This is a genomic window from Stenotrophomonas sp. 78350_Sma, assembly GCF_056482105.1.
Window position 1 is genome coordinate 719,185 of the sequence record NZ_CM151182.1, and the last position, 26,002, is coordinate 745,186.

Below are 26,002 nucleotides of genomic sequence, written 5' to 3' on the forward strand. Positions count from 1 at the left end.
CCTGCGCGAGGCCGCGCATGATCCGTCGCCTGCACGACACCAACGACCTGGTGCGCGCGTTCCCGCGCGTGCATTTCGTCGGCATCGGCGGCACCGGCATGAGCGGTATCGCCGAAGTGATGCTGACGCTGGGCTATGAAGTGTCCGGTTCGGACAACGCCGACAACGGCGCGACCCGCCGGCTGGCCAGCCTGGGTGCGCGCATCATGCGCGGCCACTCGGCGGCCAACGTGCTGGGCACCGACTGCGTGGTGGTCTCCAGCGCCATCCGCGAAGACAACCCGGAGCTGATGGAAGCGCGCAGCCAGCGCATTCCGATCATGCCGCGTGCGGCGATGCTGGCCGAACTGATGCGCTTCCGCCGCGGCATTGCGGTGGCCGGCACCCATGGCAAGACCACCACCACCAGCCTGACCGCCGCCGTGCTGAGCGAAGGCGGCCTGGACCCGACCTTCGTGATCGGCGGCCAGCTGCTGGCCGCCGGTGCCAACGCCAAGCTGGGTGGTGGCCAGTGGCTGGTGGCCGAGGCTGACGAAAGCGATGGCAGCTTCCTGCGCCTGAACCCGTTGATGTCGATCATCACCAACATCGACGCCGATCATCTGGAGAACTACGGCAACGATTTTGCCCGCGTGCAGGCGGCGTTCGCCGAGTTCCTGCAGCGCCTGCCGTTCTACGGCCTGGCGGTGCTGTGCATCGACGACCCGGAAGTGGCTGCGCTGGCTGCCAAGACCCCGCGCCACGTGATGAGCTACGGCATGAGCCCGCAGGCCGACGTGCGGGCCGAGAACGTGGTGCAGGAAGGTTCGCGCATGCGCTTCACCCTGCGCCTGCCGCAGGGCACCAGCCAGGAAGTGGTACTGGCACTGCCGGGCAAGCACAACGTGCTGAACGCACTGGCCGCCGCCGCAGTGGGCTGGCAGCTGGGCGTGGCCCCTGACGCCATCGCACGCGCGCTGGAAGCATTTGCCGGTGTCGGCCGTCGCTTCAACGATCTGGGCGAGGTGACCACCGCCAGTGGTGCCAAGGTCCGCATCATCGATGACTATGGTCATCACCCGAGCGAGCTGGAAGCAGTGTTCGCCGCCGCCCGTGGTGGCTGGGCCGACAAGCGCCTGGTGGTGGCCTTCCAGCCGCACCGCTACAGCCGTACCCGCGACCAGTTCGACAAGTTTGCCGCCGTGCTGTCCAGCGTCGATGCGCTGGTGCTGAGCGAGGTCTACCCGGCCGGTGAGGAACCGATTGCCGGTGCCGACTCGCATGCGCTGGCCCGCGCCATCCGTGCGCGTGGCCGTAGCGAGCCGGTGGTGGTGGGCAAGGCTGCCGAACTGGCCAGCGTGCTGCCGGATGTGCTGCAGGACGGTGACCTGCTGCTGATGATGGGGGCGGGCGACATCGGCGCCGTGGCCACCCATATCGCAGTGGAAGGCTTCAAGGGGGAGGGCGAGGCGTGAGCACGCTGACCTTCCCGCCGCTGCGCGTGACCGACCCGGCCGGGTTCGGCCGCGTCGCCGTGCTGCTCGGCGGCAGTTCCAGCGAACGCGAAGTGTCGCTGGATTCGGGCCGCAACGTGCTGGCAGCCCTGCAGTCGCGCGGCGTCGATGCGTTCGCGGTGGACGGCATTCCGGCGCTGGCCAAGGCGCTGGCCGCCGGTGGCATCGATCGCGTGTTCAACATCCTGCACGGCCACAACGGTGGTGGTGAGGACGGCATCGTGCAGGGCCTGATGGACGCCTTCGGCGTGCCGTACACCGGCTCGGACGTGCTGGGCTCGGCGCTGAGCATGGACAAGATCCGCACCAAGCAGGTGTGGCTGTCGCTGGGCCTGCCGACCCCGCAGTACCGGAAGGTCGACGCTTCGAACGTACATGCGCTGGCGGCCGAACTGGGCCTGCCGGTGGTGGTGAAGCCGGCCAACGAAGGCTCCAGCGTGGGCATCAGCCGGGTCACCGATGACGCCGGCCTCGACGAGGCGGTGGCGCTGGCCGCGCGCTACGACGGCCAGCTGCTGATGGAGCAGATGGTGGTCGGCGACGAACTGACCGTGGCCATCCTCGGCGACGTTGCGCTGCCGTCGATCCGCATCGTGCCCAAGGGCCAGTGGTACGACTACAACGCCAAGTACATTGCCGAAGACACCCAGTACCTGTGCCCGGGCCTGGACGGTGACGACGAAGAAGAAATCCGGCGCATCGCGCTGGCCGCGTTCCGTGCCGCCGGTTGCCGTGGCTGGGGCCGCGTGGATGTCATGCGTGATCGCAGGAGCGGCCGATTCTTCCTGCTGGAAGTGAACACCGCACCGGGCATGACCAGCCATTCGCTGGTACCCAAGGCGGCCGGCCAGGCCGGCATCAGCTTCGAAGAGCTGGTGTGGCGTGTGCTGGAACAGACCCTGGAGGCCCCGCACGCATGAACGCGGTGCTGCGCATCTTCGTCTGGCTGTTGGCGCTGTCGGTGGTTGCACTGCCGGTCGTTGCGGTGGTCAATGGCTGGGTCGGCGCCGAGCGCTGGCCGCTGGCGAAGCTGCGCGTGCATGGTGAGTTCAAGCGGGTGCCGGCCGAGCAGCTGCAGCAGGTGCTGCTGCCGTATGCGCACGCGGGCTTCTTCGCGGTCAAGCTGCAGGACGCGCAGGACGCACTGGAACAGCTGCCCTGGGTGGAAAGCGCGCAGGTGCGCAAGCAGTGGCCGGACGTGCTGGAAGTGACCCTGGTCGAGCACAAGCCGTTCGCGCGCTGGGGCAACGACCGCCTGGTCTCCGAGCAGGGCAAGCTGTTCCCCACGCCGAAGAAGCTGGCCGACCTGGCGCTGCCCGAACTGGACGGCCCGGACAGCCAGACCGAAGAAGTGATGAAGCTGTACAGCGACTCGCGTGCATTGTTCGCACCGGCTGGCGTCGATGTACGCCGGGTGACGATGGATGCACGCGGCAGCTGGTCGCTGGTGCTGAGCAACGGCACCGAAGTGGTGGTGGGCCGTGACGACGCGCGCTCGCGCATGCAGCGCTTCGTCAAGGTACTTCCGCAGCTGAACCGCCAGGACGCGCCGATCGAGCGCGCCGACCTCCGTTACACCAATGGTTTCACGCTGAGCTGGGGTACCCCGGCCACGCCGGCGAAAACGCCGGCGACCCCGGCCAGCAGGACGCAGGAAAGGACATGAATCGCAAGGGTGACAAATCGCTGATCGTTGGCCTGGACATCGGCACCTCCAAGGTGGTGGCGCTGGTGGGCGAGTATTCGCCTGGCAACCCGATCGAAGTGATCGGCATCGGCTCGCACGAGTCGCGCGGTTTGAAGCGCGGCGTGGTGGTGGACATCGAATCGACCGTGCAGTCGATCCAGCGCGCGGTGGAAGAAGCCGAGCTGATGGCCGGCTGCGAGATCCGCTCGGTGTACGCCTCCATTTCCGGCAACCACGTGCAGTGCAAGAACTCGCCGGGCATCGTGCCGATCCGCGACGGGGAAGTGACCTGGGGTGACCTGGATCGCGTGCTCGATGCGGCCAAGGCGGTGGCGATTCCGGCCGACCAGAAGATCCTGCATGCGATTCCGCGCGAGTACGTGCTGGACGATTCGCAGGAAGGCATCCGCAACCCGGTCGGCATGACCGGCGTGCGCCTGGAGGTGCATGCGCACCTGGTGGTGTGCGCGCAGTCTGCCGCGGCCAACATCAGCAAGTGCGTGCAGCGCTGCGGCCTGCAGGTGGACGACCTGGTGCTGTCCTCGCTGGCCTCCAGCGTGGCGGTGCTGACCGCCGACGAGCGCGAGCTGGGCGTGGTGCTGGTCGACATGGGCGCCGGCACCACCGATATCGCGGTGTTCGTGCAGGGCGCGATCTGCCACACCGCCTCGCTGCCGATCGCGGGCGACCACGTGACCAACGACATCGCGCACATGCTGCGCACGCCGACCCCGGAAGCCGAGCAGATCAAGGTGCGCTACGCCTGCGCCCTGGCCCAGCTGGCCACCGCCGAGGAAAGCATCCAGGTGCCGTCGGTGGGCGACCGCCCGCCGCGCCGCATGCCGCGCCATTCGCTGGCGCAGGCGGTGCAGGGCCGTTACGAGGAGATCTTCGAGATGGTGCAGGCCGAACTGCGCCGCTCCGGCTTCGAGGAACTGGTGCGCGCCGGCATGGTGCTGACCGGTGGCGCTTCGAAGATGGAAGGCGTGGTCGAGCTGGCCGAGGAAATGCTGCAGATGCCGGTGCGCGTGGGCATTCCGCAGCACGTCACCGGGCTGGGCGAAGTAGTGGGCAACCCGGTGCACGCCACCGGCGTGGGCCTGCTGCTGATGGGCAGCCAGATCGAGCACCCGCGGCGGCCGTCGCTGCCGACCGGGCGCGCCGGAAGCATGTTCAAGAAACTCAAGACCTGGTTCCGCGGCGAGTTCTGACGCGGAACCCGTAATGCCGGGCCTGGCCCGGTCGCAGTACCCGCAGTACCCGCATCACAACGCAACACCGGCAACACACAACCCACACAGCCGCAACGTCGGCATGCAGCAGGACGGCAGGACGCCCGAATGCCCATGCCAGCCAAAGCGGATACAACGAGGACACGGACATGGCGCATTTTGAACTGATCGAAAAGATGGCACCCAATGCGGTGATCAAGGTGGTTGGCGTGGGCGGCGGCGGCGGCAATGCCGTGGCGCACATGGTCAACTCGGCAGTGGATGGCGTGGAATTCATCACCGCCAACACCGACTCGCAGGCCATCAAGAATTGCGGTGCCAAGCTGCAGCTGCAGCTGGGTACCAACGTGACCAAGGGCCTGGGCGCAGGCGCGAACCCGGAAGTCGGCCGCCAGGCCGCGCTGGAAGACCGTGAGCGCATCATGGACGCCCTGCAGGGCGCGGACATGGTGTTCATCACCGCCGGCATGGGCGGTGGCACCGGCACCGGCGCTGCACCGGTGGTGGCGCAGCTGGCCAAGGAAATGGGCATCCTGACCGTGGCCGTGGTCACCAAGCCGTTCCCGTTCGAAGGCCGTCGCCGCATGCAGGTGGCGCTGAAGGGCATCGAGGAACTGAGCCAGCACTGCGACTCGCTGATCACCATTCCGAACGAGAAGCTGATCACCGTGCTGGGCCGCAATGCGACCATGATCCAGGCCTTCCGTGCCGCCAACGACGTGCTGCAGGGCGCCGTGCAGGGCATCGCCGACCTGATCGTGCGTCCGGGCCTGATCAACGTCGACTTCGCCGACGTGCGCACCGTCATGTCCGAAATGGGCCTGGCAATGATGGGTACCGGCACCGCCCGTGGCGATGACCGCGCCCAGGCCGCTGCCGAATCGGCCATCCAGAACCCGCTGCTGGACGACGTGAACCTGGCCGGTGCCAACGGCATCCTGGTCAACATCACCGCCGGTGCGGACTTCACCATGGCCGAGTTCGACGAGATCGGCCGCACCATCGACGGCTTCGCTTCGGAAGACGCCACCGTGGTGGTCGGCACCGTGCTCGACCCGGACATGCAGGACGAAGTGCGCGTGACCGTGGTTGCCACCGGCCTGAACCGCGTGTCGGCCAGCAAGACCCAGCGTCCGGGCGAGCGTGCGCCGATCAAGCTGGTCCGCAACGCCACCACCGGCCAGCCGGAGTTCGGCGACTTCGACAACGGCGGCGACGCCGTGTCCAAGGCCGTGGGCGGCATGGGCCTGGGCCTGCGTCGTGCCAGCAGCGATACCGCTTCCGCTTCTGCGCCGTCGGCTCCGGCCGCTTCGGCTCCGGCGGCAGCTGAACTGCCCAACGATTACCTGGACATCCCGGCGTTCCTGCGCCGCCAGGCGGACTAAGCGGGCCTTCCCGGGGTTGTCCTCCCCGGGGTGCGCCACCATGTCCTGAAAACGCGGGCGCCGGGCCAGGATGGGCCCGGCCGCCCTGCTTCATGTGCGTCCCATTGGCGCGCCGGTGTGTCCTGCCTGCCTTTCAGCCGGGGTAGGGGACCGTGCGTGTTAATCTAATGTGTCACTTCCGGTCCATCCCCCATGATCCAGCAACGCACCCTCAAGAACACGATCCGCGCCACCGGCGTTGGCCTGCACAGCGGTGACAAGGTCTACATGACCCTGCGCCCGGCACCGGTCAACCATGGCATCGTGTTCCGCCGCGTGGACCTGGACCCAGTCGTGGAAGTGCCGGCCAAGGCCGAGCTGGTCACCGAAGTGACCCTGTGCACCGGCCTGACCTGCAACGACGCCAAGATCCAGACCGTCGAACACCTGATGTCGGCGCTGGCCGGCCTGGGCGTTGACAACATCATCGTCGAACTGTCCTCGGCCGAGCTGCCGATCATGGACGGTTCGGCCGGCCCGTTCGTGTTCCTGCTGCAGTCGGCGGGCATCGTGGAGCAGGATGCGCCCAAGCGCTTCATCCGCGTGCTGAAGACCGTGGAAGTGACCGAGGGCGACAAGGTGGCCCGCTTCACCCCCTATGAGGGCTACAAGCTGGGCTTCACCATCCAGTTCGACCACCCGATGATCCCGGCCAAGCAGTCGCGCCAGGAAATCGAGTTCTCGACGCTGGCCTACACCAAGGAAATCTCCCGCGCGCGTACCTTTGGCTTCATGCGCGACCTGGAATACATGCGCGAGCGCAACCTCGGCCTGGGCGGTTCGATGGACAACGCCATCGTGCTGGACGAGTTCCGCGTGCTCAACGAAGACGGCCTGCGCTACGCCGACGAATTCGTGCGCCACAAGATCCTCGACGCGATCGGCGACCTCTATCTGGCCGGTGGCCAGGTGCTGGGCGCCTACGAGGGCTTCAAGTCCGGCCACGCGCTCAACAACAAGCTGGTACGCGCACTGATGGCCGACGCCACCGCCTGGGAATGGGTCAGCTTCGACTCGCCGGCCACGCCAGATCCGGTCGAATACGCCACCCCGGCGTACGCCTGATTTCTGTAGATCGTTGAATTTAAAGACAAAAGCGCCGCCTGAAAGGGCGGCGTTGTCGTTTCCGCAACGCGCATCGCATTCAGCACGCTTGACGCGCGTCAAGGCCGGTTGGAGGTCACGGTTTTGTGAACCTGTTGGATCGGAAGCCTGAATTTAACGCGGTTTTAACAACAATCTAACGACAGGCCCCCGGATGGCAGCTAGGATGCGACCCGGCCCCCGAAATGTTTCACGCCGTGGTGACACGTGCGACGGGGAGCGGAGCCGGATGCTCCGTTGTCGTCAGGACCGCTTCTTCGGCTTCGAAGGAACGTCCTGCAGGCAAGCCAAGGCGTCGCGTAGCCCTTTGTGCGTGGCGGCTGAAACTGCGTGGGGTCCATTCCGGTTGTCGAGCGCTGGGGAGCGCGTGGGAGTGGGAGACGCAGTCTTGATGGTCACCCTGGTGGCCTTCAGCCCGATGGAACGGGCCGCGTCGAGCAACTGGGCTTCGGCAAGCCGCAACTTGGCATGCCAGACCGGGGATTCGACGAGAAAAACGAGGTGTTCCCCGTCCACATTGGCCAGCCGGCAACGGCTGCGCAGAGGTGGCGGCAACTGGGGGCGCAACTGACGGTCCAGCGCGTCGAGCCACAAGGCACGCCGCAGCGGGTTCCCGCTTTTGTCCGCCATCACCGCATCCAGCGCCGGTTTCGGCACTGACGCGGGGCGAACGCTGGATTTCGGCTCAGACATGAAAACTCACTGATGGCATTCAAAAAGATCGTAATCAAAACGCGTGAAGGACAGGCCAAGTCGTCGCCGATCGCGCGTTTGCGGTTCTATTTCGAGGACCGCCCCCGTGCCCTGCTGGGCAGCGTACTCGGGGTAGGCTGCATTATCGGCCTTGCTGGCGGCATTGGCGCCAGCGCGCTGAATGATTCCCGGCTGCAGGCCAAGGTCGAGCGCCAGGATGCGGAGCTGGCCAAGGTCAAGCGCGATGCGCAGACCCAGGTCAACGCACTGGCGGCCCGCCTCGGCGAGCTGCAGGCGCAGGCCACCCGCCTGAACGCCCTTGGCGAACGGCTGACCCAGATGGGCAAGCTGGAAGACGGCGAATTCGACTTCAACGAGACCCCTGGCCTCGGTGATGGCGATGCCGGCGGCCCGACCAGCGACATCCCAGTCAAGGACGTCAACGCCGACTTACAGGTGCTGGAGCAGCGCTTCGCTGCTTCAGGCCGCCAGCTGTCGGTGATGGAATCGCTGATGTTCGACCACCAGCTGCAGCAGAACGCCGTGCCCTCGCGCATGCCGATCCGCAACAGCTACGTGACCTCCGGTTTCGGCACCCGTGCCGACCCGTTCGGCCGCGGTGCCGCCACCCACAAGGGCATGGACTTCCACGCCAGGGTCGGTGACCCGGTGATGGCCGTGGCCGAAGGCGTGGTCAGCTTCTCCGGCGTGAAGGGCGGCTACGGCAACGTGGTCGACGTCGACCACGGTAACGGCTACGTCACCCGCTACGCGCACAATTCGCGCCTGGTGGTGAAGGTCGGCGACCTGGTCCGTGCGGGCCAGGAAGTGGCCAAGGCCGGTTCCACCGGCCGTTCGACCGGCGCCCACGTGCACTTCGAGGTGTGGGAGAACGGCAACGTGGTCAACCCGCGCAAGTTCCTCGGCGACGGCGGCAACACGCCGGTCGGGCGCATCAGCCGCGGCTGAATCCCGGGTTGGACTCCTTCCGCGCCGCGGAAGGGCTCTGACCTGATCTGGTTGAGGGCTGGTGTCGAGGGCAGGGGGCAGAGCCCTTTCGCCATGGCGAAAGGGATCCGACCCCGCATTCGTGTTTCTTTGCCGAATCCGGGGCGATCGCGACCGGATCGGCGCTTGAAACCTCAGCCGCCCGTCCCAAGCTACAATGGGTGTTGCCATCGACAGGGCGCCAGGCGCCCTGTTTCGTTTGCGGCGGACGGATCCCAAGGGGGAGGCCGGGCGTCGTGTCCATCCAACCCGGTTCCTTCAATGATCAACAGCCTGCTTACCCGCGTATTTGGCAGTCGTAACGAACGACAGCTGCGCCAGCTCAACCGCATCGTCGCCAAGATCAATGCGCTGGAGCCGGAGATCGAGAAGCTTTCCGACGAGCAGCTTCAGGCCAAGACGCCGGAGTTCAAGCAGCGCATCGCTGACGGTGAAGCCCTGGACAAGGTGCTGCCGGAAGCCTTCGCGGTCTGCCGCGAAGCCGGCCGCCGCGTGCTGGGCATGCGCCACTACGACGTGCAGCTGATCGGCGGCATGGTGCTTCACCTGGGCAAGATCGCAGAAATGCGCACCGGTGAAGGCAAGACCCTGGTGGCGACCCTGCCGGTGTACCTCAACGCGCTGGAAGGCAAGGGCGTGCACGTGGTCACCGTGAACGACTACCTGGCCCGCCGCGACGCCGCGCAGATGGGCAAGCTGTACAACTGGCTGGGCCTGAGCGTGGGCGTGGTCTACCCGGGCATGCCGCACAGCGACAAGCGCGAAGCCTACGCCGCCGACATCACCTACGGCACCAACAACGAATTCGGTTTCGATTACCTGCGCGACAACATGGCGCTGTCCAAGGCCGACCGCTACCAGCGCGGCCTGCACTACGCCATCGTCGACGAAGTCGACTCCATCCTGATCGACGAAGCGCGTACCCCGCTGATCATCTCCGGCCCGGCCGATGATTCCCCGGAGCTGTACATCCGCGTCAACCGCGTCGTGCCGAACCTGGTCAAGCAGGAAGTGGAAGACGGCGAAGGCGACTTCTGGGTCGACGAGAAGGGCAAGCAGGTGCACCTGTCCGAAGCGGGCATGGAGCACGCCGAGCAGCTGCTGGTCGAAGCCGGCATCCTCGATGGCGAGACCGAAGGCCTGTACGCGGCACAGAACCTGACCGTCGTGCACCACCTCAATGCCGCGCTGCGTGCGCACGCCATCTACCAGCGTGACGTGGACTACATCGTGCGCGATGGCGAAGTGGTCATCGTCGACGAATTCACCGGCCGTACCCTGGCCGGCCGCCGCTGGTCCGACGGCCTGCACCAGGCGGTGGAAGCGAAGGAAGGCGTGCCGGTCCAGCGCGAGAACCAGACGCTGGCCAGCATCACCTTCCAGAACCTGTTCCGTATGTACAAGAAGCTGTCCGGCATGACCGGTACGGCCGATACCGAAGCGTTCGAATTCCAGAGCATCTACGGCCTGGAAGTGGTGGTGATCCCGACCAACCGCCCGACCATCCGCAAGGACAGCCCGGACCAGGTGTTCCTCAACCGCAAGGGCAAGTTCAATGCGGTGCTGGCCGACATCGAAGAGTGCGCCAAGCGCGGCCAGCCGGTGCTGGTGGGTACCACCTCGATCGAAACTTCGGAAATGCTGTCCGAGCACCTGAGCAAGGCCGGCGTGAAGCACGAAGTGCTCAACGCCAAGCAGCATGACCGCGAAGCGACCATCGTCGCCAATGCCGGCCGTCCGGCCGCCGTGACCATCGCCACGAACATGGCCGGTCGCGGTACCGACATCGTGCTGGGCGGTTCGCTGGAAGCCGAGATCCACGCCCTGGGCGAGGACGCGACCGACGAGCAGAAGGCCGCGGTCAAGGCCGAATGGCAGAAGCGCCACGATGCGGTGAAGGCTGCCGGCGGCCTGCACATCGTCGGCACCGAGCGCCACGAATCGCGCCGTATCGACAACCAGCTGCGTGGCCGTTCGGGCCGCCAGGGTGACCCGGGTTCGTCCCGCTTCTACCTGTCGCTGGAAGACAACCTGATGCGCATCTTCGCCTCCGACTGGGTGCAGAAGGCCATGCGCATGATGGGCATGAAGGAAGACGACGTCATCGAGGACCGCCTGGTCAGCCGCCAGATCGAGAAGGCGCAGCGCAAGGTCGAGGCCCACAACTTCGACATCCGCAAGAACCTGCTGGACTTCGACGACGTCAACAACGACCAGCGCAAGGTGATCTACGCCCAGCGCGACGAGCTGCTGGACGCCGAGTCGGTGAAGGGCAACGTCGACGGCATCCGCGACGACGTGATCTTCGATGTGGTGGCCCGCTTCGTGCCGCCGAACTCGATCGACGAGCAGTGGGACCTGCGTGGCCTGGAGGCGACCCTCGAGTCGGACTTCGGCCTGCAGATGTCGCTGACCGGCCTGGTCAAGGAACACGAGGAACTGGACGCCGAAGCAATTGCCGCCAAGGTGCAGGAACGCGTGAACCAGCACTTCGCCGAGAAGGAAGCCGGCGTGGGCGAAGAGACCATGCGCGCGCTGGAGAAGCACGTGATGCTGACCGTGCTGGACCAGAGCTGGAAGGAACACCTGGCGCGCATGGACTACCTGCGCCAGGGCATCTACCTGCGTGGTTACGCGCAGAAGCAGCCGAAGCAGGAGTACAAGAAGGAAGCCTTCGAGCTGTTCTCGGACATGCTGGAGAACGTCAAGCGCGAAGTGGTGACCCTGCTGTCGCGCGTGCGCGTGCGCAGCGACGAGGAAGTGCAGGCGCTGGAAGCGGCCGAGCGCCAGCAGGTGGAAGCCCGCCTGCGCCAGTCGCAGTTCCAGCACCAGGACGTGGGTGGCTACAGCGCCGACGAGGAAGCCGCACAGGTGCAGGCCGCCCAGCAGGGCGTGGCGCAGCTGCAGCGCGACGAGCCGAAGATCGGCCGCAATGATCCGTGCCCGTGCGGAAGTGGCAAGAAGTACAAGCACTGCCACGGCCAGCTGAGCTGATCCCGAAGAGCCCCGCGAAAGCGGGGCTCTTCTTTTGTGGTGCATGATCCTGGCCAGATCCGCGATTGCGCGGGCCGCCCTGTTCTGGGCATGCTTCCCCCATGCCTTCCCCCACCCGATCGATCCATGTCGTGGCCGCCGTCATCACCGACGCCCGTGGCCGCGTGCTGCTCAACCGCCGAACCGAGAACCGCGACATGGCCGGCCTGTGGGAGTTCCCGGGCGGCAAGCGCGAATCCGGCGAGACCTCCGAACAGGCGCTGGTGCGCGAACTGCGCGAAGAGCTGGGCATCGAGGCCGATATCGGCGAGTGGCTGATGGACGTGCCGCAGCGCTACCCGGACAAGCACCTGACCCTGGAAGTGCGCCATGTGCGCAGCTGGAAGGGCACGCCACGCGGGCGCGAGGGCCAGGCGATCACCTGGGTGGCGCCGGACAAGCTGGGCCGCTATTCGATGCCGCCGGCCGATCTGCCGGTGGTGGCCGCCCTGCGCCAGCCCGACCGCTACCTGATCACCCCGGCGCCGGCCGATGATGATGGCGGCGTACAGCAGTGGCATGAGCAGCTGCAGCGTGCGGTAGCAGGTGGCCAGCAGCGTATCCAGCTGCGCCTGCCGCCGGCGCATCCGCAGCGGCAGGCGATGGTCGAGCAGGCCGTGCGTGCGCATCGCCGCAGCGGCGTGCAATGGCTGCTCAATCGCGATATCGAACTGGCGCGTGCGTTGGGCGTGGGCGTACACCTGGGCAGCGAGCAGTTGCAGGAACTGTCGCAGCGTCCACTTCCCGAAGGCCAGCTGGTGGCCGCATCCTGCCACGACCTGCAGCAGCTGCAGGCCGCACAACAGCTGGGCTGCGACTTCGCGGTGCTTGGCCCGGTGCAGGCCACCGCCAGCCATCCCGATGCCTCGCCGCTGGGCTGGGATGCCTTTGCCGAACTGCGAGCGCAGGTATCGCTGCCGATCTACGCCCTGGGCGGCATGGGCCGCGGCCACATCATCGAAGCGCGCCGCCACGGCGGGCAGGGCATCGCCGCCATTCGTGGGCTGTGGCCGGAGTGAGCCGGCACGCGGGGTCAGATCCCTGCGCAGCAGGGATCCGACCCCTCCCGATCACAGCGTGATCCAGAAGCACCCATACTGCCGCCGCAATCCCAGCACCGTCGAGGCGCGCGCCACGCTGCCCGGCAACGTCTGCTCCAGGCGCAGGCCGACCGGATGCCGCACGGCCGGCGGCTCAGGGTCGGATTCCTGCGCAGCAGGGCTCTGCCCCTCCTCCGGCACTGCGACCTGGTCCTGCCTGGAATAGACCGGCACCACGTCCACCAGCGACCGCCGCGCCAGCGATTCCAGCTGACCGAGAATGCGCTGCGCGCCCGCGTCGGACACCGCACCCCACAGGTACAGTGAAGACAGCCGATTGACGTCGTTGCCGAGGATGCCGTTGCGCAATGCATCCACGAGCTCGCTCAGCCGGCGTGGGCAGCGTGCACCCAGCGTGTCGCGCGGTGCGGTGTTGCCGGTAGGGGCGGGCGGCGGCAGCCGTGACCGTGCGCCCACGCTGTCACAGGGACGGTCGGTGTAGACACTCTGGCCCTGCGCATCGGTGCAACGGTTCAGGCGCGTGGACTGCGCGTGGGCAACGTGGGCCATCGCGCACAGCGGCAACAGCACCAGCAGGAGGGAAAGGCGGATCATCAGCGAAGGGTAGCGCTGATCAGGTCCGCATGGCGTGCTTTCAGCCTCGCAGCAGTTTCAGCACTGAAGTGGTCGGCCTGGCCAGGTTCAAGGTGTAGAAGTGCAGGCCGGGCGCGCCGCCTTCGATCAAGCGCTGGCACAGCCTGGCTACCACTTCGGTGCCGAATGCACGCACCGACTCGGCGTCATCGCCGTAGGCCTGCATCTTGCGGCCGATCCAGCGCGGAATTTCCGCACCACACTGTTCGGAGAAGCGGCGCAGCTGGCTGAAGTTGGCGATCGGCATGATGCCGGGCGTGATCGGTACCTGCACGCCGAGCCGGCGCACTTCATCGACGAAGTGGAAGTAGGCATCCGGGTTGAAGAAGTACTGGGTGATTGCCGCATCGGCACCGGCGTCGATCTTCGCCTTGAAGTGCTTCAGGTCGGCCAGCGCATCGGTCGCCTGCGGATGCGTTTCCGGATACGCACCCACTTCGATGTGGAACGCATCACCGTGCTCGGCGCGGATGAAGTCGATCAGCTCGGCGGCATAGCGCATGTCGCCGGGGAAACCCATGCCCGAGGGCAGGTCACCGCGCAGTGCGACCAGGCGACGGCAGCCGATGGCACGGTACAGCTTGAGCAGTTCGCGGATCTCCTGGCGGGTGCCGCCGACGCAGGACAGGTGCGGTGCGGCGTCGAACCCGTGGTGCTGGCTGAGGTGGCGCACGGTCTCGGAGGTATAGCTCAGGGTCGAGCCACCGGCGCCGAAGGTACACGACACGTATTCGGGGGCGTAGTCCTTCAGCTTGGCCGCGGCACGGTCCAGCTGGCTGCGCTGTTCGTCGGTCTTGGGCGGATAGAACTCGAAGCTGATGGCGGTCATGGCGCGGGGCGGCGGCGGGTTTGAGTAAGTATATCGCTTCATCAAGATGGATGTGCGAATGGCGCGTGAGCAAATGCCGTCCGGCGCCTGCGACCGTTCGCCCCACCGTGCGGCCGCTGCTCCGAAATCGCAACCTGTATGCCTCGGCCCGGCCCACGCTGCTCCCATCCCGGCAACATCCACCCGATGAAGGAGCAGACGATGAAGATCTTCCTGGCACTCTGGTACGCAATGAAGGCGCTGGCCCGGCTGGCGATGATCGGCATGGCGATGGCCGTGCTGGGCTCCGGTTCGGCCCATGCGACGGCCGCCACCGGCACCGGCAAGGTGCAGGTCGAGGTGGTCGGCAAGGGCCGCCCGCTGCTGCTGATCCCCGGCCTCAACAGCAGTGCCGAGGTCTGGCGCGAGACGTGCCTGGCGCTGAAGGACGTGCAGTGCCATCTGGTGCAGCTGCCGGGCTTTGCCGGCGCGGCTCCTGCCGATCCGCGCCCGGCTGGATTCCTGCCGGCGATGCGCGGCCAGTTGCTGGCCTACCTGCATGACCAGCAGCTGGGCCCGGTGGTGGTGGTCGGCCACAGCCTCGGCGGCCTGCTGGGCCTGCAGATGGCACAGGCCGAGCCGAAGGCGGTCAGCGCGCTGGTGGTGGTTGATGCATTGCCGTTCCTGCCGGCGGCGCGTGACCCGAACGCCACCGCAGACAGCGTGCGGCCGATGGCCGACCAGCTGCGCAAGGGCATGCTCGCCGCCGATGCCGCGCAGTGGCAAGCGCAGCTGAAGGCCGGCCTGCCAGGCATGACCCGCGATCCGCAGCGCCAGGCCGAACTGGGTCGCTGGGGCGAAGCCAGCGACCGCCAGACCACGGCTGACGCCATGCACGCGGTGATGACCACCGACCTGCGTAACAGCATCGCCTCGATCAGCGTGCCGACGCTGGTGCTGGGCAGCTGGGCCGGTTACCAGCCGATGGGTGGCACCGAGGAAAGCACCCGCGCGGTGTTCCAGGCCCAGTACGCGAAACTGCAGGACGTGCAGATCGAGATGAGCGCGCAGGGATTCCACTTCCTGATGTGGGATGATCCGCGCTGGTTGCAGGAACAGGTGCAGCGTTTCCTCGCCGCGCATCCCTGACCGCTGTCCGCCCTCCTGCCATCGCCGAGAGCCCGCATGGACGCCACCACGTCATCCCGCCGCTTCTGGACGCTCAATGCACTGGCATGGGCTGGCTATGCGATGTACGGGCTGTGGGTCGGGATGCGGATCGGTGGCGGCGTGGTGTTCAGCGGCATCGTGCTGATCACCGTCAGCGTGGCCGCCTGCCTGTGGTTGTGCAGCGGCACGCTGCGCGCGGTTGCACTACGCCAGCACTGGTGGGAGGGCAGCCTGGGAAGCCTGGTGTTGAAACTGGCTGCCGGTGTGGTGCTCGGCGCCAGCGTCGCGCAGGCGGTGACTGCCGCGCTGCTGCTGCCGGCACTGGCGCTGGGCTGGGTGCAGCTGCCTGGCGGCCACGCGGATTACCAGTGGTCGTCGTTGCTGGTGTACTGGATGAACACCGCACTGTTCCTGCTGATGTGGACGGGCCTGTGGGCAGGCCTGCACGGTTTGCGCCGGGCCCGCCACAGTGAGCTGGCCCGCCTGCGCGCCGAGGCCGAGCGCAGCACGTTGGAGCGCGATGCTCTTCGCGCACGGCTCAACCCGCATTTCATGTTCAATGCGCTGAACAACCTGCGCGCGCTGATCCTGGAAGATCCCGAGCGTGCGCGCGACATGGTCACCCGCCTGTCGCGCACGCTGCGCCAGGCGCTGGCGCACAACCGCAGCGAGCAGGTCACGCTGGCCGAGGAACTGGCGGTAGTGGACGATTACCTGGCCATCGAGGCGATCCACTTCGAGCAGCGCCTGCAGGTAAACCAGCACATCGATGCCGGCGCACTGCAGGCACAATTGCCGGCGATGGCACTGCAGCTGCTGGTGGAAAATGCGATCAAGCATGGCATAGCCAGTCGCCCCGGCGGTGGCGGGATAGAGATCCGGGCCACGTTGGACGACCACGTGTTGCGCCTGCAGGTGGACAACCCGCTGGGCAGCGCCGGCGAGCCCACCCACGGGCATGGCGTCGGCCTGGCCTATCTGCGTGCGCAGCTCGGTTCGCGCGGGCGTTTCAACCTGCAGCCGGTCGGCGATCGCATGCAGGCCCTGCTGGAGATTCCGCAATGAGTGGCGTACTTCGTGTACTGATCGTCGATGACGCACGGCTGGCGCGCCAGGAGCTTCGCACGCTGCTGTCGGCGCTGCCCTGGGTGCAGTGCGTGGGCGAAGCCGACGACGTGCCCGCCGCACGCGAGGCGATCGCCACGCTGGCGCCGGACCTGGTGCTGCTGGACGTGCAGATGCCTTCCGGCAGTGGTTTCGATGTGCTGGACGGCCTGGAGACGGTGCCGGCGGTGGTATTCGTCACCGCCTACGACACCTATGCCGTGCGCGCCTTCCAGGCCAATGCGCTGGACTATCTGGTGAAGCCGGTGGAAGCGCCGCGGCTGCTGGAGGCGCTGGAGCGGGCACGTCAGCGCGAAGTGGTTTCGGCCGGAGCATCGGATTCGCGCAGCACGCTGGCTGCGCAGGACCAGGTGTTCGTGCGCGAGGGCGAACGCTGCTGGTTCGTGGCGGTGTCCGAGATCCGCCGGCTGGTGGTGGATGGCAACTACACGCGGCTGTGGTTCCGCGACCAGAATGCCCTGCTGACCCGCAGCCTGAGTGCGCTGGAAGCACGCCTGCCGGCAGAGCTGTTCTTCCGCGCCAACCGCAATACGCTGGTCAACCTGCGCCGCATTCGTGGCGTAACGCCAAGTATTGCCGATGGCTACGATCTGACGCTGGACGACGGCAGTGAAGTGGACGTGTCGCGGCGGCAGGCGCGCGAACTGCGCGAGCGCATGGCGTTGTAGCTGCGGCTACAGCTCGGCGCTGACCGGGCTGGTGAGGAAGCCCCACAGCAGGCGCGCCATCACCGCTGGTGAGCGTGCCTGTGAACGCGCATACGCCAGCAGGGCATCCAGCCGCGGGCGATCGTACAGGTGGCCGGCCAGCAGCACCGCGTGGATGCGACGGGTGTTTGCGGTGTCCTGCAGCGGGTCGCCATCGAGGAGCACCAGATCGGCGGCCTTGCCGACCTCGACGCTGCCATGTGATGCCTGCAGCTGCAGATGACGCGCGGCCTGCAGCGTGGCCGCACGCAGTACGTCGGCCCGGCTCATGCCGGCGTGCCGCAGCCATTGCAGTTCATCGTGGTAGCGGAAGCCGCCCAACCCGGTATCGGTACCGACCAGCACGGGGACGCCTGCGCGATGCGCGGCGCCGGTGAGCACCAGGCCATGCTCAAAGTAGGCCTTCAATGCAGTTTCACCGCGCGGGCCGGGGTAGCGCGCCACGGTGGCCTGCAGGTCATCACGCCACGCCCAGCGTGAGAGCGGATCCAGATAGGCCAGGCGCGGGTCGTCGGCGAAGGCGGGGTCGCGTGCGCGCACGTCCTCTTCGCGGGTGACATGGGTCGGTACGAACGCGGCACCGCTGGCCTGCATCAAACCGAACGCCTTGTTGCAGAGCGCGGGCTGGTGACTGGCCACCATACGTTCGGCCAGTTTGGTCGGGTCTTCGCCGTCGAGCGCGCCGCCACGCCAGGCGGCTGCGTTTTCGAAGCAATGCCGCACGAACAGATGGGCGTGTTCGAAGCTGCGCTGGCCTGCCTGCATCGCGTCTTCCAGAGGCACGGCCCTGGGCAGGTGGCCGACCAGCGGACGGCGCAGCTGCTGCGCCTCGGTGGCCAGCCGCTGGTAGGTATCCGCACGCAGCCGGTTGTAGACCTTCAGCGCGTCGACACCGCGTGCGCTGTACGTGCGTGCACGCGCAGCCGCGGCATCCGGCGCGAGTGACGGATCTTCGAAGTAGAAACTGGCGATCTGCACGAAGCGCGGTGCAACCTGCTGCCCGGCAATGGCCTGTGCGGTCCAGCGGCGCTTGTCGGCCACGCAGGCGATCAGCGGATCGGTAGCCTGCGGGCAGTCCATCATGTCGCGGGTACCAGTGATGCCGTTGGCCAGCATCAGCGGGAACTGCAACTGCGGTGACAGTTGCAGCGCATGGGTGTGCATGTCCCAGAAGCCCGGCAACAGCCAGCGGCCACCGCCATCAAGCACGGGCAATGCCGCGTCATGTGCGTCTTCGCCGATGGCGGTGATGAGGCCGTTGCGCACAGTCACCGTGGTGGGTTCGCTGGCCTGCCCGCGCGCGATGTCCACCACCCGCACGTTGGCGATCACGCGGCTGTTGCCCGCCTCCGGCAGCGGTGCTCCGCGCAGGGGCCAGAGCAGCGCCGCCACGAAGGCCAAGGGCAGCACCGGCAGGGCCGCCAGCAGTGCGCGCAGCAGGCGCCTCATGGGCCGCTGGCCTGGCCGCGCAGGCGTGCACTGACACCATCGCGTTCGACCCGGATGTCCAGGTGCAGACCATAGTGACTGCACAGCCGCCGCATGATTTCCAGGCCCAATCCGCTGCCCCTGCTTCCCGCGCGCTTGTCGAACGGGCGTGGTTCGGGCCAATTGCCCAGCGATGGTGTGGTGTCTGTGGTGTTATGCACCAGCAGGTGTCCTGCGTCCAACGCGATCAGCACCTGCCCATGGGCGGTGTGTGCGAAGGCATTGCCGATCAGGTTGGCCAGTACCACGTGCAGCGCCGCCTCGGGAGCACGCAGCGTGGCGTCGTCGGGTACCACAAGCTGTACCTGCACCGGCCGCGACGCCAGCAAGGGCGACTGTTCGACAATCACACGTTCCAGCAGCGGAACCAGCCTGACCGGCCCGGCGCAGTGACCTGCGGGTTCCTCGCGCGCCAGGGCCAGCAGCGCGGTCACAGCCCGTTGCAGCTGCAGTGCAGACAGGCGGATGTGCTGCACGTGCTGCCGGCCGCGCTCCGACAACCCGGGTTCGCCGAGCAGTTGGCCCGCCGCGCTGGAGATGACGGTCAGCGGAGTGCGCAGTTCATGGCTGGCATCACGGGTGAACGCATGCTCGCGCGCGACGAAGGCGGCGACCCGTGCCGACAGTCCGTCCAGCGCACGTGCCAGCACGCCGATCTCGTCGCCATCGAAGCGTGCGGCAAGTTCCGTGCCGTGGCCGGTCATCGGCTGCAGTATCTCGACCTCTTCGACCAGCGCATACAGCCGGCGTGTGACGCGATGGGCCAGCCACCTGCCGAGCAGGATCGCCAACAGCACCATCACCAGCGCAGTGCCGGCAAGCAGCATCACCACGTTGTCGCGGATCGGCCGTACCACCAGTTGGCTGCTGACTTCAGACACCAGCCACGCCGGTGGGGCCGATGCCGCTGGCGTGAGCCGCAAGAGATGGTAATGGCGCCCGTCATCGCCAGCGAATTCCGAGCGCCAGGGTTCATCGGCGAACACCCGGTGCAGGTCGGCGGGAAATGTCGACGGTGAGGCATGCAGCTGGACGGCGGCGTCGGCCGGCGTGCGCCAGCGACCATCGCGCGCATGGTGGGCAAGCTGTGCCTGAGCTTCGCGCGCCAGCTGGGCATTGAACAGGCTGTCCTCGACGGCATACATGAAAACCAGCGAGTACAGCCCGAACACCGTGGCGATGAGCAGGGCGAACGCAGTAAAGGCGACGGCGAGGCGGCGGCGCAGGTGCTGGACCGGGCGTGCTTTCATGGCGCTGCCTCCAAGCGGAAGCCGACGCCGTGAACGGTGCGCAGCATCTCGCCTTCGAACGGCTTGTCCAGCGCCTGGCGCAGCAGGTAGAGATGCGAGCGCAGTGGATCGGAGGGCGGCGCTTCATCGCCCCACAACCGCTGCACCAGCTCGCTGCGGGTGACGGTGCGTGGCCACGCCTCGGCCAGAATGAGCAGGATGCGTTGCGCCACCTGTGGCAACTCCAGCGGCGTGCCCGCACGCGATGCCTGGCCGCTGCGGCGATCGATGCTCAGCGGGCCCACCTGCAGCAGGTTCGCCTGGCCAACGCGGTGGCGACGGGCGAGGGCGAGGCAGCGGGCAAGCAGCTCCGCGTCATCGAACGGCTTGACCAGATAGTCGTCTGCGCCGGCCGCGAAGCCCTGCAACTTGTCACCAATCGCGTCGCGTGCGGTCAGCATCAGGACGGGGATGTGCCGGTCGCTGCATTCACGCAGTCTCTGGCAGATGGTGACGCCGTCGATGCCGGGCAGCCCGATATCCAGCAGCAGTACATCCGGCGGTGACGCCAGCGCCAGACGCAGGCCAGCCTGGCCGTCGGCGGCGAAATCGACCAGATGGCCGTGCGACTGCAGCATGTCGACGATGGTCGATGCCAACGGCAGGTTGTCTTCAATCAACTGCAGGCGCAGGCGCTCGGCGTCCATGGTCAGGGCTGCATGCGGGCCAGGAGAGCGCTAGCTTCGTCCAGACCGGGCTGCTTTTCCAGCACAGCCAGTACCTGCGAACGGGCCAGATCGGTCCGGCCCAGGCGCCAGTGTGCTTCTGCCATCGCGACCTGCAGCCTTGGCTCGTCCATATGCGGGCTGGCCAGCTGCATGATGGCCAGCGCGTCGGTGGTTGCAGTGGCGTCCTTTGCCGCTTTCAGCTGGTAGAAGCCCAGCATGCCGATCAGCTCGACGTGATGGTCGGACGGGCGCTGTGCCAGTATTCGCGCCGCCTGCCCATCGCGCTGCTGCAGGTGCTGCTCCACCAGCGCCATGCTGCGTTCATCGCGCCATGCCTGGCGTGCCAGTGGCACACGCCCGCTGGCGCGCACGAAGGCGTCAGCCAGTGCAGCGGTCGAGAACGGGTTCTGACCGGTCAGCAGGCGTCCATCGACTACGACCTTGGGCATCATCAGCGGTGCCTCCTGCCAGTGTGCGCCCAGCTCCCGCATGCGCGGTTCAAGCTGGAAGGTGAACTCCTTCGCCCAGCGCTTGCCGAACAACGACTCTTCCTCTTCCGTGAAGCCGGTCATGGCGCGGCCGTCCACCAGAGAGCGTCCATCGGCCAGGCGTACCCCTGCCAGCGCCGCCGGACCATGGCAGACCGCCGCCACCAGCCCGCCCGATTCCCATATGGCGGCAATCGTGTCGCGCAGCGCGGGATCGGCGGGAAGATCGAACATCGCGCCCTTGCCGCCAATCACCAGTACGCCCTCATAGTCGTTCGCGCGCAGCTGCGCGGTGGGCAGGGTTGCCGCCAGCTTGGCCATGGCCTGCGAATCGGCAATGACAGCGGCATTGAAGGCCTCATCGGGGTTGTACTTGTCTGCTTCGACAGCGCCCCCTTTGGGGCTCGCCACGTCGATCTCGAATCCGTTCTGCCTGAGGATCAGCCAGGCCTGGGCGAACTCGTCCATCTCGAAGCCCGGACGGGACTTGCCCTGATCACGTCCTTCGCTGCTGACCACCAACAGGACGCGTGGCGATGCATCAGGCGGTGAAGGCGCGCCCAGAGCGGGCAGGGGCAGAGCGGCAAGGAGCGAAGACAGCAGGGCGTGGCGGAAGCGGCGCATGCAGGGTTCTCCAGGGGATGTGCCAGCAGGGTGGCTGGTCGATGTGAAGCAGACTTCAAGCCCTGCGGGCGCTACCCTGAGTGCCTGTTTCCGTACGCGGCATGCCATGTCCATCGTCCTCACCGAATTCGCCCGTCCCCGCCTGTTCCCGCGCGTGCCGCGCGGCAACACCATCCAGGACTGCACTGCCGAGCAGTTTGAAGCCCACCTCAACGCACACGCGCCGATGAAGGTGCTCGAGGGCTACGCGCCATTCTGCAAGCTGTTCGTCTACGAGAACTGGACCAGCACACGCTGCCTGACGGTGCCGATTACCGATGCCAACCGTCACCTGCTGCGCAGCGGCTACGAGGCGCGCAATCGTGAAGAGCTGCCGGTGCTGGTGCGTTGGTTCGAAGGCGTGGAATCGCCGCGTGCGAACTACCTGGTGGTGATCCTGTACAGCGCCGAACAGCTGGCCAGGGAAGGTTCACCGATCGAGGCCGACTGGGGCATCGTCGGCTGCATCTACACCGCCGAGCCGGAAGAGGTGCCGATGGCGCCGATCACGATGATGCGCAATGCGCTGGGGGTGGAGGAGGGTGGCTCCGGCGTGTCGCTGGATCGCGAGGCCTATCAGCGCTCGGTCGCCTTCTGGGAAAGCAACGCCAACTGGCGGCCGTAACCGGCCTGGGTCGGACCCCCTGCACCGCTGGGCTCTGGCCCGGTCATCCGGCCCCATGCGCCCGCTATGATCGGGGCAGGCAGACCCCCCAAAGGGCAGGGCATGGATATCTGGGCAAGGATGATTCCGGTGTTGCTGGTTGGCGTGTTGCCCGCCGCCACGGTGCTGGCGGCCAAGCCCGCTGCCGACACCGCGTGCGCGCCATTGGCGGCCCTGCCTGGGCTGCGCGATGCCGGGGTGACCGCGCTGTCGATGCAGCCCAGCGACGGTCGTTGCCTTGTCGAGGTGACGGCCAGCGACAGCCAAGGGCTGCTTCGGCAGCGGCAGATGTTGGAAGTGCTCACGCAGCATGCCTGCGAGGCGCCCGCGGAGGTGACGGTAGACAACCTGCGGCCATCACTGTTGCTGCGCACACCGAAGCGATGTGCTGCGCGTAGCAGCCAGGATCTGTTCGCCGGCGAAGGTGTTCCCTGGATGCAACCGCGCGGAAAGCTGCCGCGCTATCCACGCGAAGCCATGGAGCAGGGGCTTTCCGGGCGCAGCCTGCTCAAGGCACTGATCGATTCGCACGGCGTAGTGGCTGCGGTGATCGTGGAGACCTCCAGTGGCCATGCGGTGCTGGACGAGGCGGCCGTGGAAGAGCTGCGTGGTTGGCATTTCGTGCGTGGCGATGCCCAAAGCACGGTGCCGGCGCTGACCATCGTTCGCGTGCCGATGCGGTATGAGTTCGTGGATTGAACGGGATCCACGCATGGCGTGGATCAACGCGAGGCTATGCCGTCCACGTGTGGCGTGGATGTACGGACCGCAGTAGAGCCACGCCATGCGTGGCTGCTTGGCCTTCAGACGGCGTTCCATTCCCACCACGGGTAGTGGTACTCGCGGTCGATGGCCTGCCAATGCCGGCTGCAGTGCGTGCAGGCAACGGTATGGCAATCGCCCCAACCATCTTCGGCCTCCTGCAACGAGAGCCGCCGCATCTGCCCTTGTTCGATCAGGCGACGCGGATCGAAGAACGGGTAGCGGGGATTGAGTGCGCACAGGCATCCTTCGCGCGCCTGCCAGTAGCGCAATCGTTGCAGCGCGGCCTTGAGGTGGGCCTGGTTGCTGATCAGCATGCCGCCGAGCGCGACGCCCTGGCAGCGCTGTTCGATCAGGTCTGCATGCGCGGCCAATGCATCCAGCGAGGACGCGGTGAACAGCCGTGCAACCGTGCGCGCGGCGTCGGTGATGCGTTTGCCGTCACGCGACAGCAGGTCCTGCAGCAGGGCGTCGGCCTGAGCATCCTCAAGCCGGGGCGACGGCGTTGCGGACCACGGCCAGCGCATCAACGTGCCTTGCCGATCGCGGCGTAGTGGCCGGCGGTCAGCCGCAGCAGATCGGTGGGTGCCAGTTCCACTTCCAGGCCACGGCGTCCGGCGCTGACATGCAGGTTGGGCAATGCCTGCGCGCTGGCGTCCAGGAAGGTGCGCAGGCGCTTCTTCTGCCCGAGCGGGCTGATGCCACCGACCAGATAACCGGTCGCGCGCTGTGCGGCGTCAGCAGCAGCCATCTCGCACTTCTTGCAGCCGGCCGCTTCGGCCAATGCCTTCAGGTCCAGCTGGCCGGCCACCGGCACGATTGCAACGAGCAATTCATGGGTTTCGGTGCTGGCCAGCAGGGTCTTGAACACCTGGGCCGGATCGAGGCCGAGCTTGTCGACGGCTTCGCCGCCATACGATTCGGCGTGGGCGTCGTGCACGTAGCTGCGCACGGTGTGGGCGATCTTCTCGCGCTTGAGGAGGTTGATGGCCGGGGTCATGGGCGCATCGTAGCGCGGGGTGAAGGCCTTGCCTTGACCGAGGCTGTTGTCCCCGCTCTGGTGGGGAACATCCACGCATGGCGTGGATCTACTGTGGGTTGGGTGGATACGTGGTGTATGACCACACGCGAACGCAGAACGGGCGCCCGAAGGCGCCCGTTCCGTGTGTTGCATGCACCGGTAGTGCCGGCCGCTGGCGGGCACCGCGCAGGGCATCAGTAGCGGTAGTGGTCCGGCTTGAACGGGCCTTCCACCGGTACGCCGATGTAGTCGGCCTGTTCCTGGCTCAGGGTGGTCAGCTTCACGCCGATCTTTTCCAGGTGCAGGCGAGCCACTTCTTCGTCCAGCTTCTTCGGCAGCAGGTAGACCTTCTTCTCGTAGCTGTCCTTGTTCGCCCACAGGTCGATCTGTGCCAGGGTCTGGTTGGCGAAGCTGTTGGACATCACGAAGCTCGGGTGGCCGGTGGCGCAGCCCAGGTTCACCAGGCGGCCTTCGGCCAGCAGGAAGATCGCGTTGCCGTTCGGGAAGATGTACTTGTCCACCTGCGGCTTGATGTTGACGTGCTTGATGCCGGCGAACGACACCAGCGCATCGACCTGGATCTCGTTGTCGAAGTGGCCGATGTTGCAGACGATGGCCTGGTCCTTCATCGCGCTGAGGTGCTCGATGCGGATGATGTCCTTGTTGCCGGTGGTGGTGACGTACAGGTCGGCACGGCCCAGGGTCGATTCGATGGTGTTGACTTCATAGCCTTCCATCGCCGCCTGCAGGGCGCAGATCGGGTCGATCTCGGTGACGATCACGCGCGCGCCGTAAGCACGCAGCGAGGCGGCGCAGCCCTTGCCGACGTCGCCGTAGCCGCAGACCACGGCCACCTTGCCGGCCAGCATCACGTCCATCGCGCGCTTCAGGCCATCGGCCAGCGACTCGCGGCAGCCGTACAGGTTGTCGAACTTGCTCTTGGTGACCGAGTCGTTGACGTTGATCGCCGGGATCAGCAGGGTGCCGGCCTGGGCCAGCTGGTACAGGCGGTGCACGCCGGTGGTGGTCTCTTCGGAGACGCCCTTCCAGTCCTTGACCACGCGGCCCCAGTAACCCGGGCGCTCCTTGGCGACGCGCTTGAGCAGGTTCTTGATGACCTGTTCTTCGTGCGAGGACGAGGCGGTGTTGACCCAGTCACTGCCGTTTTCCAGTTCGTAGCCCTTGTGGATCAGCAGGGTCACGTCACCGCCGTCGTCCACCACCAGCTCCGGGCCGGTCAGGGTGCCGTCGGCCAGGGTGAAGGTCAGCGCGTCCAGGGTGCAGTCCCAGTACTCTTCCAGGGTCTCGCCCTTCCAGGCGAACACCGGGGTGCCGGTGGCGGCGATGGCCGCGGCAGCGTGGTCCTGGGTCGAGAAGATGTTGCACGAGGCCCAGCGCACGTCGGCGCCGATGTCCTTCAGGGTCTCGATCAGCACCGCGGTCTGGATGGTCATGTGCAGCGAGCCGGTCACGCGCACGCCCTTCAGCGGCAGCTCGGCCTGGTACTTGCGGCGGATCGACATCAGGCCCGGCATTTCGTGCTCGGCGATGTCCAGTTCCTTGCGGCCCCAGTCGGCCAGCGTGATATCGCGGATCTTGTAATCACCTTCGGTGGAGAAGGTCTTGGCAACAGCGTTCATTCGTGTGCTCCGGTTGTGGGCGAGCGGGTGCTCGCATCTAGCCGGGCGCCGTTGTTACAAAGCCACCTTACCGAGCCTGGCCGGGCCTCATGGGATCCGGTCGCAGCGCCCCTCGGCAGGGGAGAACCCCCATTATATCGC

General features: G+C 66.8%; 23 protein-coding genes, 1 pseudogene and 1 riboswitch. Of the genes and pseudogenes, 14 read left to right on the plus strand and 10 right to left on the minus strand.

Going from position 1 to position 26,002, the window contains the following annotated elements:
- Positions 1 to 17: 17 nt before the first annotated feature.
- From murC to lpxC, 6 genes and pseudogenes are all read left to right on the plus strand, one after another.
- Complete coding sequence (gene murC, locus ACZK4H_RS03145; protein ID WP_099553609.1) at positions 18 to 1,454, plus strand: UDP-N-acetylmuramate--L-alanine ligase; 1,437 nt, start codon at positions 18 to 20, stop codon at positions 1,452 to 1,454.
- Positions 1,451 to 2,413, plus strand: a complete 963-nt coding sequence (locus ACZK4H_RS03150) for a D-alanine--D-alanine ligase (RefSeq protein WP_099553611.1) — start codon at positions 1,451 to 1,453, stop codon at positions 2,411 to 2,413. The genes murC and ACZK4H_RS03150 overlap by 4 nt, the downstream gene beginning before the upstream one ends.
- Positions 2,410 to 3,087: pseudogene (locus tag ACZK4H_RS03155) on the plus strand (cell division protein FtsQ/DivIB); the annotation flags it as partial. The gene ACZK4H_RS03150 and the pseudogene ACZK4H_RS03155, both read left to right, overlap by 4 nt.
- Before the next feature lie 68 nt (positions 3,088 to 3,155).
- Positions 3,156 to 4,391, plus strand: coding sequence for a cell division protein FtsA (gene ftsA, locus ACZK4H_RS03160; protein ID WP_005408083.1), 1,236 nt, complete (start codon positions 3,156 to 3,158; stop codon positions 4,389 to 4,391).
- A 170-nt stretch (positions 4,392 to 4,561) separates the two neighbouring features.
- Positions 4,562 to 5,797 (plus strand): cell division protein FtsZ, encoded by a 1,236-nt coding sequence (ftsZ, locus tag ACZK4H_RS03165; RefSeq protein ID WP_049428898.1) that lies wholly within the window; start codon positions 4,562 to 4,564, stop codon positions 5,795 to 5,797.
- A gap of 192 nt (positions 5,798 to 5,989) precedes the next feature.
- On the plus strand, positions 5,990 to 6,901 hold the full coding sequence (lpxC, locus tag ACZK4H_RS03170) for a UDP-3-O-acyl-N-acetylglucosamine deacetylase (protein ID WP_004143722.1): 912 nt from the start codon (positions 5,990 to 5,992) through the stop codon (positions 6,899 to 6,901).
- 282 nt (positions 6,902 to 7,183) lie between these two features.
- Here lpxC and ACZK4H_RS03175 read toward each other — a convergent pair whose 3' ends face one another.
- Positions 7,184 to 7,633 carry a DciA family protein gene (locus ACZK4H_RS03175; protein WP_005408086.1) on the minus strand — a complete coding sequence of 150 codons (450 nt, stop codon included), beginning with the start codon at positions 7,631 to 7,633 and terminating at the stop codon, positions 7,184 to 7,186.
- A 12-nt stretch (positions 7,634 to 7,645) separates the two neighbouring features.
- Between ACZK4H_RS03175 and ACZK4H_RS03180 the strand changes: the two genes are divergently transcribed.
- The 3 genes from ACZK4H_RS03180 to ACZK4H_RS03190 all read left to right on the plus strand — a co-directional run bounded on the left by ACZK4H_RS03180 (position 7,646) and on the right by ACZK4H_RS03190 (position 12,693).
- Positions 7,646 to 8,602: a M23 family metallopeptidase gene (locus ACZK4H_RS03180; protein WP_099553613.1), complete on the plus strand. Its 957-nt coding sequence runs from the start codon at positions 7,646 to 7,648 to the stop codon at positions 8,600 to 8,602.
- A gap of 300 nt (positions 8,603 to 8,902) precedes the next feature.
- Positions 8,903 to 11,635 carry a preprotein translocase subunit SecA gene (gene secA, locus ACZK4H_RS03185; protein WP_099553615.1) on the plus strand — a complete coding sequence of 911 codons (2,733 nt, stop codon included), beginning with the start codon at positions 8,903 to 8,905 and terminating at the stop codon, positions 11,633 to 11,635.
- Between the two features lie 101 nt (positions 11,636 to 11,736).
- Positions 11,737 to 12,693 carry a Nudix family hydrolase gene (locus ACZK4H_RS03190; RefSeq protein ID WP_099553617.1) on the plus strand — a complete coding sequence of 319 codons (957 nt, stop codon included), beginning with the start codon at positions 11,737 to 11,739 and terminating at the stop codon, positions 12,691 to 12,693.
- 51 nt (positions 12,694 to 12,744) lie between these two features.
- Here the strand turns inward: ACZK4H_RS03190 and ACZK4H_RS03195 are convergent, their stop codons facing one another.
- Both ACZK4H_RS03195 and metF read right to left on the minus strand, forming a co-directional pair.
- Positions 12,745 to 13,329: a DUF4124 domain-containing protein gene (locus tag ACZK4H_RS03195; RefSeq protein ID WP_099553619.1), complete on the minus strand. Its 585-nt coding sequence runs from the start codon at positions 13,327 to 13,329 to the stop codon at positions 12,745 to 12,747.
- A gap of 40 nt (positions 13,330 to 13,369) precedes the next feature.
- Positions 13,370 to 14,197, minus strand: coding sequence for a methylenetetrahydrofolate reductase [NAD(P)H] (metF, locus tag ACZK4H_RS03200; protein ID WP_099553622.1), 828 nt, complete (start codon positions 14,195 to 14,197; stop codon positions 13,370 to 13,372).
- Between the two features lie 201 nt (positions 14,198 to 14,398).
- Here metF and ACZK4H_RS03205 point away from each other — a divergent pair, with 201 nt between their 5' ends.
- From ACZK4H_RS03205 to ACZK4H_RS03215, 3 genes are read left to right on the plus strand one after another with little or no spacing between them, the layout of a single operon-like run.
- The gene (locus ACZK4H_RS03205) at positions 14,399 to 15,325 is read left to right on the plus strand and encodes an alpha/beta fold hydrolase (RefSeq protein WP_099553624.1); all 927 of its coding nucleotides are present in this window, start codon (positions 14,399 to 14,401) and stop codon (positions 15,323 to 15,325) included.
- A 36-nt stretch (positions 15,326 to 15,361) separates the two neighbouring features.
- A complete protein-coding gene (locus ACZK4H_RS03210) occupies positions 15,362 to 16,411 on the plus strand; it encodes a sensor histidine kinase (RefSeq protein ID WP_099553626.1) in 1,050 nt (349 codons plus the stop codon).
- Positions 16,408 to 17,139, plus strand: a complete 732-nt coding sequence (locus ACZK4H_RS03215; protein ID WP_099553628.1) for a LytR/AlgR family response regulator transcription factor — start codon at positions 16,408 to 16,410, stop codon at positions 17,137 to 17,139. The genes ACZK4H_RS03210 and ACZK4H_RS03215 overlap by 4 nt, the downstream gene beginning before the upstream one ends.
- Positions 17,140 to 17,145: 6 nt before the next feature.
- Here ACZK4H_RS03215 and ACZK4H_RS03220 read toward each other — a convergent pair whose 3' ends face one another.
- From ACZK4H_RS03220 to ACZK4H_RS03235, 4 genes are read right to left on the minus strand one after another with little or no spacing between them, the layout of a single operon-like run.
- Positions 17,146 to 18,627, minus strand: coding sequence for an amidohydrolase family protein (locus ACZK4H_RS03220; protein ID WP_099553630.1), 1,482 nt, complete (start codon positions 18,625 to 18,627; stop codon positions 17,146 to 17,148).
- Positions 18,624 to 19,916 carry a sensor histidine kinase gene (locus ACZK4H_RS03225; protein WP_099553632.1) on the minus strand — a complete coding sequence of 431 codons (1,293 nt, stop codon included), beginning with the start codon at positions 19,914 to 19,916 and terminating at the stop codon, positions 18,624 to 18,626. Before ACZK4H_RS03225 ends, ACZK4H_RS03220 begins: the two co-directional genes overlap by 4 nt.
- A complete protein-coding gene (locus ACZK4H_RS03230) occupies positions 19,913 to 20,602 on the minus strand; it encodes a response regulator transcription factor (protein ID WP_099553635.1) in 690 nt (229 codons plus the stop codon). Before ACZK4H_RS03230 ends, ACZK4H_RS03225 begins: the two co-directional genes overlap by 4 nt.
- 2 nt (positions 20,603 to 20,604) lie before the next feature.
- Positions 20,605 to 21,735 carry a type 1 glutamine amidotransferase domain-containing protein gene (locus ACZK4H_RS03235; RefSeq protein ID WP_099553636.1) on the minus strand — a complete coding sequence of 377 codons (1,131 nt, stop codon included), beginning with the start codon at positions 21,733 to 21,735 and terminating at the stop codon, positions 20,605 to 20,607.
- Between the two features lie 106 nt (positions 21,736 to 21,841).
- Here ACZK4H_RS03235 and ACZK4H_RS03240 point away from each other — a divergent pair, with 106 nt between their 5' ends.
- Together ACZK4H_RS03240 and ACZK4H_RS03245 are read left to right on the plus strand one after the other, a co-directional pair.
- On the plus strand, positions 21,842 to 22,399 hold the full coding sequence (locus ACZK4H_RS03240) for a DUF3228 family protein (protein ID WP_099553638.1): 558 nt from the start codon (positions 21,842 to 21,844) through the stop codon (positions 22,397 to 22,399).
- 120 nt (positions 22,400 to 22,519) lie between these two features.
- A complete protein-coding gene (locus ACZK4H_RS03245) occupies positions 22,520 to 23,137 on the plus strand; it encodes an energy transducer TonB (RefSeq protein WP_099553640.1) in 618 nt (205 codons plus the stop codon).
- Between the two features lie 104 nt (positions 23,138 to 23,241).
- Here the strand turns inward: ACZK4H_RS03245 and ACZK4H_RS03250 are convergent, their stop codons facing one another.
- From ACZK4H_RS03250 to ahcY, 3 genes are all read right to left on the minus strand, one after another.
- A complete protein-coding gene (locus ACZK4H_RS03250; RefSeq protein WP_099553642.1) occupies positions 23,242 to 23,727 on the minus strand; it encodes a hypothetical protein in 486 nt (161 codons plus the stop codon).
- The gene (gene ybaK / locus ACZK4H_RS03255) at positions 23,727 to 24,200 is read right to left on the minus strand and encodes a Cys-tRNA(Pro) deacylase (protein WP_099553644.1); all 474 of its coding nucleotides are present in this window, start codon (positions 24,198 to 24,200) and stop codon (positions 23,727 to 23,729) included. Before ybaK ends, ACZK4H_RS03250 begins: the two co-directional genes overlap by 1 nt.
- Before the next feature lie 215 nt (positions 24,201 to 24,415).
- Complete coding sequence (gene ahcY / locus ACZK4H_RS03260) at positions 24,416 to 25,861, minus strand: adenosylhomocysteinase (protein ID WP_004154241.1); 1,446 nt, start codon at positions 25,859 to 25,861, stop codon at positions 24,416 to 24,418.
- Between the two features lie 36 nt (positions 25,862 to 25,897).
- A riboswitch (S-adenosyl-L-homocysteine riboswitch) is annotated at positions 25,898 to 25,981 on the minus strand.
- Between the last annotated feature and the right edge of the window lie 21 nt (positions 25,982 to 26,002).